13 protein-coding genes are annotated in these 13,986 nt (G+C 62.6%); 8 read left to right on the top strand and 5 right to left on the bottom strand.

Translation table 11 applies throughout. The features are described 5' to 3' along the window. Positions 1–202: 202 nt before the first annotated feature. On the top strand, positions 203–1,366 hold the full coding sequence (locus K3725_RS19660) for a glutathione S-transferase N-terminal domain-containing protein (RefSeq protein WP_260018725.1): 1,164 nt from the start codon (positions 203–205) through the stop codon (positions 1,364–1,366). A 12-nt stretch (positions 1,367–1,378) separates the two neighbouring features. Here K3725_RS19660 and bhcR read toward each other — a convergent pair whose 3' ends face one another. Next, on the bottom strand, positions 1,379–2,194 hold the full coding sequence (gene bhcR, locus K3725_RS19655; RefSeq protein WP_260018724.1) for an HTH-type transcriptional regulator BhcR: 816 nt from the start codon (positions 2,192–2,194) through the stop codon (positions 1,379–1,381). 198 nt (positions 2,195–2,392) lie between these two features. On the opposite strand from bhcR, the gene bhcA reads away from it, so the two are divergent. The 5 genes from bhcA to K3725_RS19630 all read left to right on the top strand — a co-directional run bounded on the left by bhcA (position 2,393) and on the right by K3725_RS19630 (position 7,378). Then, complete coding sequence (gene bhcA, locus K3725_RS19650) at positions 2,393–3,583, top strand: L-aspartate--glyoxylate aminotransferase BhcA (RefSeq protein WP_260018723.1); 1,191 nt, start codon at positions 2,393–2,395, stop codon at positions 3,581–3,583. Further along, entirely contained in the window at positions 3,583–4,551 is a 969-nt protein-coding gene (bhcB, locus tag K3725_RS19645; RefSeq protein WP_260018722.1) for a beta-hydroxyaspartate dehydratase BhcB, read from the top strand. Before bhcA ends, bhcB begins: the two co-directional genes overlap by 1 nt. Before the next feature lie 16 nt (positions 4,552–4,567). Then, positions 4,568–5,731, top strand: coding sequence for a 3-hydroxy-D-aspartate aldolase BhcC (bhcC, locus tag K3725_RS19640; RefSeq protein WP_260018721.1), 1,164 nt, complete (start codon positions 4,568–4,570; stop codon positions 5,729–5,731). A 73-nt stretch (positions 5,732–5,804) separates the two neighbouring features. Continuing rightward, positions 5,805–6,770, top strand: a complete 966-nt coding sequence (bhcD, locus tag K3725_RS19635; RefSeq protein ID WP_260018720.1) for an iminosuccinate reductase BhcD — start codon at positions 5,805–5,807, stop codon at positions 6,768–6,770. 95 nt (positions 6,771–6,865) lie between these two features. Next, on the top strand, positions 6,866–7,378 hold the full coding sequence (locus K3725_RS19630) for an AmiS/UreI family transporter (protein WP_260018719.1): 513 nt from the start codon (positions 6,866–6,868) through the stop codon (positions 7,376–7,378). A gap of 63 nt (positions 7,379–7,441) precedes the next feature. On the opposite strand, the gene K3725_RS19625 is transcribed toward K3725_RS19630, so the two are convergent. The 3 genes from K3725_RS19625 to puuE form a co-directional block, all read right to left on the bottom strand. Next, on the bottom strand, positions 7,442–8,914 hold the full coding sequence (locus K3725_RS19625; RefSeq protein ID WP_260018718.1) for a uracil-xanthine permease family protein: 1,473 nt from the start codon (positions 8,912–8,914) through the stop codon (positions 7,442–7,444). A gap of 69 nt (positions 8,915–8,983) precedes the next feature. After that, positions 8,984–9,475 carry an ureidoglycolate lyase gene (locus tag K3725_RS19620; protein ID WP_260018717.1) on the bottom strand — a complete coding sequence of 164 codons (492 nt, stop codon included), beginning with the start codon at positions 9,473–9,475 and terminating at the stop codon, positions 8,984–8,986. Then, positions 9,472–10,887, bottom strand: coding sequence for an allantoinase PuuE (puuE, locus tag K3725_RS19615; protein ID WP_260018716.1), 1,416 nt, complete (start codon positions 10,885–10,887; stop codon positions 9,472–9,474). Before puuE ends, K3725_RS19620 begins: the two co-directional genes overlap by 4 nt. Positions 10,888–11,036: 149 nt before the next feature. On the opposite strand from puuE, the gene uraH reads away from it, so the two are divergent. Next, positions 11,037–11,393, top strand: coding sequence for a hydroxyisourate hydrolase (gene uraH, locus K3725_RS19610; protein ID WP_260018715.1), 357 nt, complete (start codon positions 11,037–11,039; stop codon positions 11,391–11,393). A gap of 79 nt (positions 11,394–11,472) precedes the next feature. Here uraH and K3725_RS19605 read toward each other — a convergent pair whose 3' ends face one another. Continuing rightward, positions 11,473–12,381 (bottom strand): LysR family transcriptional regulator, encoded by a 909-nt coding sequence (locus K3725_RS19605; protein WP_260018714.1) that lies wholly within the window; start codon positions 12,379–12,381, stop codon positions 11,473–11,475. A 104-nt stretch (positions 12,382–12,485) separates the two neighbouring features. Between K3725_RS19605 and K3725_RS19600 the strand changes: the two genes are divergently transcribed. Beyond that, the gene (locus K3725_RS19600) at positions 12,486–13,745 is read left to right on the top strand and encodes a urate hydroxylase PuuD (protein WP_260018713.1); all 1,260 of its coding nucleotides are present in this window, start codon (positions 12,486–12,488) and stop codon (positions 13,743–13,745) included. Positions 13,746–13,986: the final 241 nt, after the last annotated feature.

Here is a 13,986-nt window from a genome sequence, read left to right as displayed (position 1 = left end):
CTCCTTAGTACAAAAATCATACTAACATGAATTCAAGACGTTTCGCGGAAAATCAGAGTTGCGGATGCGCTTCAGCCGGAACCCGTTACCGGAGGCAGCTGGGCAATAGTATCGTTTTCCTGACTAAGTAAGAAATTTCTGCCTACTTTTCAATTATTTAACAGCCATTATCCTCCTCTGAGACAAATGAAGGAGGTTCAGTATGACACTCACGATTCACACGATCAGTGGCGCGCCTCGCGCCTGGCGGGTTCTTGTGGGAATGGCGCTCAAGGGTCTGAACTGGGAACAGAACGTGCTCTCAGCATCTGATGGCGCGCACAAGTCGGAACCCTTCCTGTCGCTCAACCCGCGCGGCACGGTTCCGGTGCTCCAGTCCGGCGGCTGCGTTATCCGGGATTCCATCGCCGCTCTTGCCTGGCTCGACCGAATCTATCCGGAGCGTCCGCTGTTTGGCGCAACCCCGGAAGAAGCCGCGGAAATCTGGCAGATCACGATGGAGGCCAGCAGCTATCTGCGCGATGCCTGCCATGATGTGCTGGCGCCTGTCCTGGTGCAGCGCATCGCTCCGGCCCCCGGCAGCCCCGAAGAAGCAGCGCTGAAGACCGCGGCAGAGACCCTGCACAAAGAGTGCCGCTGGCTGGAAGGGTTGCTTGACGGCAGGCCGTATTTGGCCGGAGCTGCGCCGAGTGCCGCAGACGCGGTGGCGTTTCCGGAAATCCGCCTGATCCAAAGGGCCGTCGAAACACGCCACGAGGTGATGGAGAGGCTCGGGTTCGGCTTCCCTCCCGATCAATATCCCCGTCTGGCGGACTGGAAGGACCGGATGAACGCGCTGCCCGGCATGGCCGAAACCCTGCCGCCGCACTGGAACGAGCAGGCCAGCAGCCCTGACGCTCGGAACTACAAGCGCAGCATTTCCGCCGCCGCCACGCCAGATCAGGCGTTTAAGGCCCTAACCCAAGGGTTTGGAGATTGGTGGACGGAACCGGACAATCCCATTCTGCAACCCGGCGACCGCGCCAAATTCACCTTCCCTCCGGGACGCTCCTTCTGGACCTTTGAAGCCAAACGCCTTGTCCCAGGCGAACTTGTCGAGCTGGAATGCGTCGAGGCGCTGCATCTGCACGAAGGGCAGCCCAGCGGGATCCAGACAGAGTGGCTCGGCACCCGCGCGATCTGGCGGATCTGCCCGGACCCGCTGGGCTGCCGCATCCGGTTCGAGCATGACGGCCTCCGGCCCAGCCTGCTTTGCTACGGCATCTGCGAGGCCGGCTGGGACCATTTCTTTGTTTCAAGCCTGAAGGCGTTCCTGGATACCGGTCAGGGCACTCCGCACCGCGCTGCAGAGACGATACAGCTCTAGGGGCAGGGGGCGTCAGGCTGCCGGCGCCCCCATCCCTTGCGACAGTTTCTGCGCGGCGTCCTTGACCAGGGCGCCGATACCGTCGATGCCGCCGTCGGGCATCCGTGCAGTGGGGCCAGAGATGGAGATCCCCGCCAGAACCTCGCCCTGCATGCCAAAGACCGGCGCCGCGACGCAGCGCATGCCCGGCGCCTTTTCTTCGTCATCAAACGACCAGCCGCGGCTGCGGATCTGCGCCAGATCTGCGCGCAAAGCATCTGCGGAGGTCAGGGTTTTTTCCGTGAACTGCTCCAGCCTGCGCCCGCGCAGGAAACGGGCCAGCTGATCCTCGCCGAAACAGCTGAGCAGCGCCTTGCCGATGCCGGAGGCGTGCATCGGGGACGTGGTGCCCGGGGGAAAGAAGGCGCGGATCGATTCATGGGTCTCCACCTGGCTCACGAACATCACATCACCGCCGCGTTCGATGCCGAGGTTCGATGTCTCGCCGGTGGCCTCCATCAATTCGCGCATAACCGGCCGTGCCCGCTCGATCACGCTGGAGCGGCGCAGGAAAGCAGAACCGAGCCGGAACGCCATCGCACCGATGTGCCAGGTCTGGCTTTGGGGCTCCATTTCGACAATCTGGCGCGCCTCCAGCGTCGCCAGCACCCGGTACATGGTGGCTGCGGATTGATCGAGCGCGGAGGAAAGCTCCGTCAGCGTCATGCCGCTGGCGCCAGCGAGCGCGTCCAGCACATCAAGTGCCCGGTCCAGAGACTGGATGGTGGCCGGCTGGCTGTTGGAATCAAAGCTTTTCGGGCGGCCCTTGCGGCGCGGCGGCTGGGACATTTTCAAGCCTTCCTTGGCAATTCAAGCAGCAGCTTATGGATAATTATGAAAATCACTTCTGTACAGTGAAAAAACTGAAGCACTTGAAATTAAGCCATAAATACGCTTTTCAGCAGTTTTTGAAATCTTTTTTCAAAAAAATTTATCTCCGGACGGCTTCCCCTTACAGTGGAGGAAATCGCCACAGGAGGGCACGACATGAGCTTTCAAAACCCGGTTTTCATCCCCGGTCCGACCAATATGCCCGAAGTGCTGCGCAAGGCAGTGGACATGCCGACGCTGGACCACCGCTCGCCGCTGTTCGGCCAGATCCTGCATCCGGCGCTGGCCGGAGTGAAGAAGGTTCTGAAAAGCGAAACCGCAGAGATCTTTGTGTTCCCGTCGACCGGCACCGGCGGCTGGGAAACCGCGATCACCAATACGCTGAACGCCGGCGATAAGATCCTGGCCGCCCGCAACGGCATGTTCAGCCACCGCTGGATCGACATGTGCCAGCGCCACGGGCTGGACGTTCAGATTGTCGAAACCCCCTGGGGCGAAGGCCTGCCTGCGGACCGCTACGAGGAAATCCTGACCGCCGACACCGCACATGAAATCAAAGTGGTTCTGGCGACCCATAACGAGACCGCCACCGGCGTCAAATCCGACATCGCCGCCGTCCGCCGCGCGCTGGACGCCGCAGGCCATCCAGCGCTGCTGTTCGTGGACGGTGTGTCCTCCATCGCCTCGATGGACTTCCGGATGGATGAGTGGGGCGTCGATATCGCCGTTACCGGCTCGCAGAAGGGTTTCATGCTGCCGCCGGGCCTGGCCATCGTCGGCTTCTCGCCCAAGGCGATGAAGGCGGCAGAGACCGCGACCCTGCCGCGCACTTTCTTTGACATCAAGGACATGGCGAACGGCTATGCCAACAGCGCCTATCCCTACACCCCCTCTGTCGGCCTTCTGAACGGTCTGAACATGGCCTGTGGTATGCTGCTGGATGAAGGGCTGGAGAATGTCTTTGCCCGCCACCACCGGATCGCCGAGGGCGTCCGCGCCGCGGTCCGCGCCTGGGGGCTGGAGCTGTGCGCCGTGTCGCCGGACGTCTACTCCGACAGCGTCAGCGCGATCCGCACGCCGGACGGGTTTGACGCCAACAAGTTCGTGAGCCTGGCAGCCGGGAAATACGGCGTCGCCTTCGGCACCGGCCTGGGCGAGGTCGCAGGCAAGGTGTTCCGCATCGGCCACCTGGGCAGCCTGACCGATGTGATGGCGCTGTCGGGCATTGCCACCGCCGAAATGGTCATGGCCGACCTCGGCCTGAACATCCAGCTGGGTTCCGGCGTTGCGGCGGCACAGAACTACTACCGCGGCAACACAGCCACCAGCGCCAAGGCTGCCGCCTGATGAAGGATACCGCAATGTATATCCCGACCTATGAGGACATGCTGGCTGCGCATGAGCGCATCCAGCCCCATATCCGCCGCACGCCAGTGCGCACCTCCAATTACCTGAATGAACTGACCGGGGCAGAGCTGTTCTTCAAATGCGAGAACTTCCAGGAGCCGGGCGCCTTCAAGGTGCGCGGCGCCACCAACGCGGTGTTCGGGCTGGATGAGGCGCAGGCCGCCAAGGGCGTCGCCACGCATTCCTCGGGCAACCATGCCTCCTGCCTGTCCTACGCGGCAATGCTGCGCGGCATTCCCTGCAACGTGGTCATGCCGCGCACCGCGCCGCAGGCCAAGAAGGACACCGTGCGCCGCTATGGCGGGCGGATCACCGAATGCGAGCCCTCGACCAGTTCGCGCGAGGAGACCTTTGCCAAGGTGCAGGCGGAGACCGGCGGCGATTTCGTGCATCCCTATAATGACCCGCGCGTGATTGCGGGGCAGGGTACCTGCGCCAAGGAGTTTGTGGAACAGACTGATGGCCTCGACATGGTCGTGGCCCCGATCGGCGGCGGCGGCATGATTTCGGGCACCTGCCTGACGCTGTCGACGCTGGCGCCGGAAACCCAGGTGATCGCGGCGGAGCCGGAACAGGCCGATGACGCCTTCCGCAGCTTCAAGGCGGGCTACATCATCGCCGACGATGCGCCCAAAACCATCGCCGACGGGCTGCTGGTGCCGCTCAAGGAGCTGACCTGGCATTTCGTCAGCAACCACGTCAGCGAGATCTACACCGCGTCCGATGCGGAAATCATCGACGCGATGAAACTGATCTGGAAGCACCTGCGCATCGTGATGGAGCCGTCCTCCGCGGTCCCGCTCGCCACCATTCTGAAAAACAAGGACGCCTTCGCGGGCAAACGCGTGGGCCTGATCGTCACCGGCGGCAATGTCGACCTCGACAAGCTGCCCTGGATGAACAGCTAAACTGGGGAATAGAAACATGAACGCACAGACCAAATTTGAAGAGCTTGAAGTCGGCTATGACGTCCCGGCGATCCCGGGCATGGACGAGGCTGACATCCAGACCCCGGCGCTGGTCCTCGACCTGGACGCGCTGGAGCGCAACATCAAGAAAATGGGCGATTATGCCAAGGCGCATGGCATGCGCCACCGGGTGCACGGCAAGATGCACAAATCGGTGGATGTGGCCAAGCTGCAGGAGGAACTGGGCGGCGCGGTTGGCGTTTGCTGCCAAAAGGTCTCCGAGGCTGAGGTGTTTGCCCGCGGCGGCATCAAGGACATTCTAGTGTCCAACCAGGTGCGCGACCCGCAGAAAATCGACCGTCTGGCCCGCCTGCCCAAGCTGGGCGCCCGCACCATCGTCTGCGTTGACGATCTGGCCAACGTGGCGGACCTGTCAGCAGCGGCGCAAAAGCACGGCACCGAGCTGGAAGTATTCGTCGAGATCGACTGCGGCGCCGGCCGCTGCGGCGTAACCACGACTGAGGCGGTTGTTGAGATCGCCAATGCGGTGAACGCAGCAGAGAACCTCAAGTTTTCCGGCATCCAGGCCTATCAGGGCGCGATGCAGCACATGGACAGCTACGAGGACCGCAAGGCCAAGCTGGACATCGCCATCGCGCAAGTGGCCGATGCGGTTGAGGGCCTGAAGGCCGAAGGCATCGCGTGCGAGCTGGTCTCCGGCGGCGGCACTGGTTCCTACTACTTTGAATCGAACTCCGGCGTGTACAATGAACTGCAGTGCGGCTCCTACGCCTTCATGGACGCGGATTACGGCCGCATCCTGGACAAGGACGGCAACCGGATCGACCAAGGCGAGTGGGAAAACGCCTTCTTCCTGCTGACCCAGGTGATGAGCCACGCCAAGGCCGACAAGGCGATCGTGGACGCGGGTCTCAAAGCGCAGTCGGTCGACAGCGGGTTGCCCTTCATCTTTGGCCGCGACGACGTGGATTACATCAAATGCTCGGACGAGCACGGTGTGGTCTCCGATCCCTCCGGCGCGCTGAAAGTGGGCGACAAGCTGCGCCTGGTGCCGGGCCACTGCGACCCTACCGCCAACGTGCACGACTGGTACGTCGGCGTGCGCAACGGCAAGGTCGAAACCGTCTGGCCCGTCTCGGCCCGCGGCAAGGCCTACTGACCCGAACCATCCCCGAACTGGCGGAGGTGCGCATGCCGCCCTCCGCCGGCTTTTTTGCTGAGGAGAAACAGACATGTATATCGTTCCGGAAAAGGCGATTGCGGACCTGGTGACCCGTGAAGCCTCGTTCGATGCGGTCGAGAAGGTCTTTGCCGCCATGGCCGCAGGCGATGCCTACAACTTCCCCGTGGTGCGCGAGGCAATCGGCCACGAGGATGCGCTTTACGGCTTCAAGGGCGGCTTTGACCGCGCGGGCCTGACCCTGGGCCTCAAGGCCGGCGGTTACTGGCCGAACAACCTGGAAAAACGCGGGCTGATCAACCACCAGTCCACCGTTTTCCTGTTCGACCCCGACACCGGCAAGGTGAAGGCGATGGTGGGCGGCAACCTGCTGACCGCACTGCGCACCGCCGCGGCGTCTTCGGTGTCGATCAAGCACTTGGCCCGCCAGGACGCCAAGGTGATCGGCATGATCGGCGCTGGCCACCAGGCCACCTTCCAGCTGCGCGCTGCCCTGGAGCAGCGCAGCTTCGAGAAGGTCATCGGCTGGAACTACCACCCGGAAATGCTGCCCAACATCGAGAAGGTCGCGGCAGAAGCAGGCGTGCCGTTTGAGGCGGTCGAGCTGGAAGGTATGCGCGAAGCGGATGTGATCATCTCGATCACCTCGGCTTTTGCCCCGTCACTGATGGCGGATCACGTCAGCCCCGGCACTCACATCGCCTGCATGGGCACCGATACCAAGGGCAAGCAGGAGGTCGAGGCCGAACTGCTGGTCAAGGCGACAGTGTTCACCGACGAGGTGGCGCAATCCATTTCCATCGGCGAGGCTCAGCACGCGGTGGCGCAGGGCCTGATCCAGGAGTCTGATGTCGCCCAGATCGGCGCGGTGATCAATGGCACCAACCCGGGCCGCACCTCGGGCAATCAGATCACCCTGTTCGACGGCACCGGCGTCGGCCTGCAGGATCTGGCCGTTGCGGCCTCTGTCGTGGAAGTGGCAGTCGAAAAGGGCATCGCCATTGAGGTCGATTTCTAAGCCCCAGCCAGAAACACATTCTGCAAATTTCCGCATAGCGGAGCGGCAGGAGAGAGGTGTACCTCTCTCCTGTTTTACTTTGAGGGGCGGCAAAAATGTTTCTGGGATTAAGCCTGCTGGTGGTCGGCGTGGTGCTGTGCCTGAACGGCATCTGGCAGATGGGCCGCATTCAGGACCGCGAGATCACCCTGATCAACGCGGTTGCGGCACTGGTGTTCTTTGCCGTCGTTCTGCTGATCGCACTGGCGGCACAGCAGCCGGCGGACCTGCTGGATGCCGGCATGACGCTGTTGTTCGGCACCACCTATCTGTGGGTCGCCTACAACCGCACCTTCGCCTCCAGCGGCGAGGGGCTGGGATGGTTCAGCGGTTTTGTGGCGCTGACCGCCGCGCCCATGGTGCTGCGGGTGCTGCTGCAGGCGGACGGGTTGTTCGATGTCTGGCTGGCCGGCTGCTGGGCCGCCTGGTCCGGACTGTGGTTTCTCTATTTCCTGAACCTCGCCCTCAAACGCGGCAATACCCGGCTGACGGCCTATGCAACGCTCCTTTGCGGTATCTTCACCGGCTGGATGCCCGGGCTTGCGGTTCTGCACGGGCTGGCGGGCTAAACAACAAAGTCGGCCTGAAACAGGCCGGCTTTTCTACTTTCACAGGCAGAACCAATACTAAGCTCAGGCGCGGTCCTCATGCGGCAGCGAACCCTTGCCGTGGCCGCTCATCCCGCCAGAGACTTCCTCGGTGGCCTCATCAGCCAGCTCTTCCGGCAGGATCAGGTTCAGCACAATGGCAATCAGCGCGGCGGGCAGGATGCCCGAAGCGGCCAGGATGCGCAGGGTATCGGGCAGGTACTGCAGCGCGTTGGGCGAGCCGGGCTTGAGGTTCATCACCTCCAGCTGCAGGCCAAAGCCGATCGACAGCGCAATGGCAAAGATCACCATGTTGCGGCGGTTCCAGACCACATCCGACAGCATCGAGACACCGGCGGAGACCACCATGCCGAACATCACGATCACGCCGCCGCCCAGCACCTCGATCGGGATTGTGCGGATCACCGCGCCGACCTTGGGGATCAGGCCGCAGACGATCAGGAAGATTGCACCGATGGTGACCACATGGCGGCTCATCACGCCGGTCATGGCAATCAGGCCAACATTCTGGCTGAAGGAGGTGTTCGGCAGCCCTCCGAACAGACCGGCGACAGCAGTGCCGACGCCATCGGCATAGGTCGCGCCCTGGATTTCCTTGTCAGTTGCCTCACGGCCTGCACCGCCCTTGGTGATGCCGCTGACATCGCCCACAGTTTCAACCGCGCTGACAAAGGACATCAGGCAGAAGCCGATCACGGCGGCCGTGGTGATTTCAATGCCGTATTTGAACGGGTTTGGCAGGCCGAAGGCAGCCGCGCGCTCCCAGCTCTGGCCGATGTTTTCAAAGGTAACGAGGCCAAAGAACATCGCGTAGACATAGCCGATCAGGATGCCGATCAGCACCGCCGAAACCGACAGCATGCCGCGGGCAAAGAACTTGAGCCCCAAGGTCGAGAAGATCACCACAAGCGCCACCGACCAGTTCAGCAGGCTGCCGTATTCTTCCTTGCCAAAGGCCTTGGCCGGCACGCCGCCTGCGGCGTATTCAATGCCGACGCGCACCAGATAGAGACCGATCATCAGGACCACGAGGCCGGTGACCAGCGGCGGCAGCGCAAAGCGGATGCGGCCGATCACGGTGCCAAGGGCTGCATGGAACAGGCCGCCCACCAGCACTCCGCCAAAGATCGCGGGCAGGGCTTCCACGCCTTTGCCGGCAACCAGCGGAATCATGATCGGGATAAAGGCAAAGCTGGTGCCCTGCACAATCGGCAGCCGGGCGCCCACGGGCCCCATGCCGATGGATTGGAGCAGCGTGGCGATACCGGCAAACAGCATCGACATCTGGATCAGATAGCTCATGTCCGGAAAGCCCTGCGCGCCTGCGTCAGAGCCAAAGCCGAACCCGGCGGCGCCGGAAATGATGATGGCAGGCGTGATGTTTGAAACGAACATTGCCAGCACATGCTGGATGCCCAGCGGCACTGCCGTCATCAGGGGCGGGGTGTAGTTCGGGTCGCGCAGCTGCGCTGGCGTCCCGATGGAAGTGTCAGCCATGAATATCTCCTGTTGGTCATGGGGATCTTGCCGCTTCTTGTTTTTTGCTGGCGGCTTCGGGATGTGCGGTCAGTCAGCGACCACGGTAAAAGGCTCCTTGAACCAGTGTTCTTCGAGGTTGAGGGAGGTGCCGATCCGGTCGACAACGATGTACTGGCCAGGCGCGCCAAGCGGGGCAAGCACCCCGTGCCATGTGCCGCGGTGCAGATTGATGGACTGGCCCGGCTGGCTGATGAAGGCCTGCAGGTTGACTGGCACACCGCCGTCGTCATCGGCCACCACCACCAGCATCGGCACGCCGCTCACTGGCACAAAGGCCTGGCTGCCCTCCGGGTGCCGCTCCACCATGTCGACTTTACAGGGCAGATGCCGGGCCTTGGCGTCAAACAGGCTGATGCCGGCCCGGCCATCCGGCCCGAAATCGAGGGAGGCGCGGTCGTGGTGACGCCCGCACATGCCCTGATTGATAATCTTGTCCGGTGCGCCGGTGACTTCAATGACGTCGCCAAAGGCAGCAAACGCCTCCGCCGTCAGCGGTGCGGCGGCCACCCAGCGGCTCATGGCAGCAGGTCCTGCAGCCGGAACTGGGCAATACGCTCCACCTGGCGGCAGGCCTCATCGAACTCGGTCTCCCGATCGTTATGGATACGGCGGTGGAACGCCTCCATGATCGACGCTTTGTTGTGGTCACGCACCGCGATGATGAAGGGGAAGCCGTGCTTCTCCACATACTCGATGTTGAGCCGGGTGAAACTCTCGCGCTCCTCGTCGGTCAGCATATCCAGGCCGGCGCTCGCCTGTTCCGAGGTGCTCTCAGCCGTCAGGCGGCCCGCAGCGGCCAGCTTGCCCGCCAGATCAGGGTGCGCGGTCAGCACGCCCAGGCGCTCGTCCTCACTGGCGGTGCGGAAGATCCGGCACAGCGCGTTGTGCACGCCAGCCGCGCAGTCATGCGCCGGGCCCAGCTCCAGGTCAAAGGCGCGGTCGGCGATCCAGGGCGAATGCTCGAAGATCGAGCCAAAGGCAGAGACAAACGCTTCGCGCTCCATTTGGCTTGGGCGCTCGCGCTTGACCGGCGGGTGGGTTTCCGCCCAATGCTCGGCAATGTCGATCCGGCGCGGGCACCAGACGCCCTCGAACCCCTGGATATACTCAATGAACCGTTTGAGCCCTGCAATCTTGCCAGGACGCCCGACCAGCCGGCAATGCAGGCCGATGGTCATCATCTTGGGCGCCCCGGCCTCACCCTCGGCATAGATAACGTCAAAGGCATCCTTCAGATACTGGAAGAAATGCTCGCCGGTGATCCAGCCCGGCGAATTGGCGAACCGCATGTCGTTGGCTTCCAGCGTATAAGGAATGATCAGCTGATCCCGCCCGCCGGTTTCCAGCCAATAGGGCAGGTCGTCGTCGTAGGTGTCGGAGATGTAGTCAAACCCACCCTCCTCAGCCACCAAACGCACGGTGCTGGCACTGCAGCGCCCGGTGTACCAGCCGCGCGGGCGGGTGCCCGTCACCTCGGTATGCAGGCGCACCGCCTCGGCGATGGCGGCGCGTTCCTCATCCTCGGCCATGTCCTTGTGCTCGACCCATTTCAGGCCGTGGCTGGCGATCTCCCAGCCGGCATCCTTCATCGCCTGCACCTGTTCAGGGCTGCGGGCCAGCGCAGTGGCAACGCCATAGATCGTCAGCGGAATGCCCGCGCCGGTGAACAGCCGGTGCAGCCGCCAGAAGCCGGCGCGCGACCCGTATTCATAGATCGACTCCATGTTCCAATGGCGCTGCCCGGGCCATTGCGCGGCACCCGGAATGTCGGAAAGAAAAGCCTCAGAGGCCGCATCCCCGTGCAGGATGCAGTTCTCGCCGCCTTCTTCATAGTTCAGAACAAATTGCACGGCGGCCTTGGCCCCATTGGGCCACTGCGGGTCAGGTGCGGCAGCACCGTATCCGCGCAAGTCACGGGGATAGCGCGTCACGTCAGGTCTCCTGTCTTTTGCTCCTTATAGAACAGAATAATCCCGCCAGGCTTTCAGTAAATTTTTGAAAGAACTTTTTGACTCTTGCCGCTGTATGGGGCGGGCTGAACCAAGCATACCTAAGGAAACGGATTTGACAGGAGGCTGAGATGGCCGGATTTCTGACCACCCATGTGCTGGACACCGCCCGCGGCTGCCCGGCGGAAGGGCTGAAGATCGACCTTTACCGGATTGAAGGCAATGAGCGCATCCATCTGCGCAGCCTGACCACCAATGACGACGGGCGCACCGACGAGCAGATCCTGCCGGCAGGCGAATTTGCCACCGGCACCTATGAGCTGGTGTTCCACGCAGGCGGCTATCTGCGCGCCACCGGCCAGGCCGGCGCTGACCCGCTGTTCCTGGACGAGGTGCCGCTGCGGTTCGGCATGAGCCAGGCAGACAACCACTACCACGTGCCGCTTCTGCTTTCGCCCTACGGCTACTCCACCTACCGCGGCAGCTGAGCCGCACGCCCCAATATACCTCTCCTCCCGCTTGGCATCTGCCGGCGGTTCCCGTCCCAGGCAACTGGGGCGGGCTTTTTCATTCTGGGGGGAGGGACGCCTGAATGTGATCCACCATGAAATCCATGAACAGCCGCACCTTGGGGTCCTGGTGGCGGCGGTGAACATAGAGGCAGGCCATCTGGATCGGAACCGGCGGCTCCTCTGCCAGAACGGGCACCAGCCTACCGGAGGCGAGGTGTTCCGAGATCTCGAACACCGGTTTCAGGATGATCCCGTGCCCGTCCAGCGCCCAACTGGTCAGCACATCGCCGTGATCCGATTCAAACGGTCCCGTTACGGTCACCCGCTTCACCCCGTCCTGGCTGCGCAGCGGCCATTGGAACTCCGGCGCGCCGGGATAGCGCAGGTTCAGGCAGTCATGCGCCTCCGTCTTCAGCTCCTCGCTGGTCTTCGGCTGGCCGCGCTGCCGGATGTACTCCGGCGCCGCACACAGCACCCGCGGGCAGTCGGCGATCTTGCGGATGCGCAGGTTTGAATCCTCCGGCACGCCCAGGAAAAACGCCGCATCCAACCCCTCAGCCGCCAGATCCAGCTTGCGGTCCGACAGCCGCAGCCGGATCGAGATCAGCGGATAGGCTTCCTTGAATTTCGGCACCGCCGGCGCGATCAGCCGCTGCCCCAGCCCCAAAGGCGCCGCCACATAGAGCGTTCCGCGCGGGGTTTGGGTGACGCTGCTGATATCGGCCTCCGCCTCGTCAACCGCTTCCAAAATCTTGACCGCCCCGTGATAGAACAGATTGCCCTGTTCGGTCGGATTGAGCAGCCGGGTGGTGCGCTGGAACAGCCGCACGTTCAGGTGATCCTCCAGCTGCGAGATCCGCGACGACGCCACCGCGGCCGAGATCCGCATGTCCCGCGCAGCGGCAGACATGTTGCCAAGTTCATAGACACGGACAAAGGTGCGGATGTTGTCGAGATAGGCCATTCGCGTATTCTTTGTGTTATTTTGAAACAGCTTGGGTTTTTTACCCAATACATGAAAATAACACCATGCTCTAGTCTCGGGTCAAAGCTTATGAGGAGAGAACAATGGAAGAGCTTGTGATCATGTGGGACTGGCTGGGCTTTGCGGTCCGCTGGCTTCACGTCATCACCGCCATTGCCTGGATCGGATCGTCCTTCTACTTCGTCGCGCTCGACCTTGGCCTGCGGAAGGTTCCGCATCTGCCGGTCGGCGCGCATGGCGAGGAATGGCAGGTCCACGGCGGCGGTTTTTATCACATTCAGAAATACCTGGTGGCGCCGGAAAACATGCCGGACCATCTGATCTGGTTCAAATGGGAAAGCTACGCCACCTGGCTGTCGGGCGCGGGCCTCTTGATGATCGTCTACTGGGCAGGCGGGGAACTGTACCTGATCGACTCCAGCAAGGCCGATCTGGCCCTGTGGCAGGGCATCCTGATCTCCGGCGCATCGCTCAGCATCGGCTGGCTGGTCTATGATGCCTTGTGCAAATCGCCGCTGGGGGAAAAGCCGACCTTCCTGATGGTGCTGCTGTTCGTGCTGCTGGTCGCCATGGGCTGGGGCTACAACCAGATCTTCACCGGCCGCGCGGTGATGCTGCATCTGGGTGCCTTTACGGCTACCATAATGACAGCAAACGTTTTTTTCATCATCATGCCAAACCAGCGTATCGTGGTGAAGGACCTGCAGGAAGGCCGCACGCCGGATGCCAAATACGGCAAGATCGCCAAGCTGCGCTCGACCCACAACAACTACCTGACGCTGCCGGTGGTGTTCCTGATGCTGTCGAACCACTACCCGCTGGCCTTTGCCACCGAGTACAACTGGCTGATCGCGGCGCTGGTGTTCCTGATGGGCGTGACCATCCGCCACTACTTCAACAGCAACCACGCGGGCACCAGCAACCCGACCTGGACCTGGCCGGTGACCGCCATCCTGTTCATCGGCATCATGATCCTGAGCCAGGCACCGCTGCAGCAGGACACCTATGAAGAATCCGAGGCGCGGGAGCTAACCAAGTCCGAGCAAGTCTTTGCCGGCAATCAGCATTTCGAGGACGTGATGAATGTGGTGCCGGGCCGCTGCGCCATGTGCCATTCGCGGGAGCCCTACTATGACGGCATCCGCCGCGCGCCCAAGAACGTGCTGCTGGAAACCCCGGCGGATGTGGCGAAATACGCCAAGGAGATTTACCTGCAGGCCGGTGCCACCCATGCGATGCCGCCCGCCAACGTCACCTTCATGGAGGACGAGGAGCGCGCCCTGATCCGCCGCTGGTACGGCGGCGCCTCCAAGGATCTGCCGCTGACGCTGGCCGCGAACTGACACTGTCAGACACTTTCAAACCGGATGGCTCCGCCCCCATGGCGGGGCCATTTTTTGTCCGGCACCCCGCGTGCACCCCCTGTACACCCCCTGTGCACCGGCCATGCAGCGAAACCCCGGGAACCTTTCTCCGCCGCCGTGCGTTATACCTGCACAGGGTGCGCCCAGTTGCGCCGGATCCCCAGGGCTTCCGGCCTGTTCAGCCACAGCGCCAATCCCTTTCGGGCACCCTTCACCCCGG

Source organism: Leisingera sp. S132 (assembly GCF_025144465.1).
In the GTDB taxonomy this organism is placed as follows: domain Bacteria; phylum Pseudomonadota; class Alphaproteobacteria; order Rhodobacterales; family Rhodobacteraceae; genus Leisingera.
The sequence above is the reverse complement of the archived record's forward strand: the minus strand, read 5'-3'. Positions and strand labels throughout refer to the sequence as shown.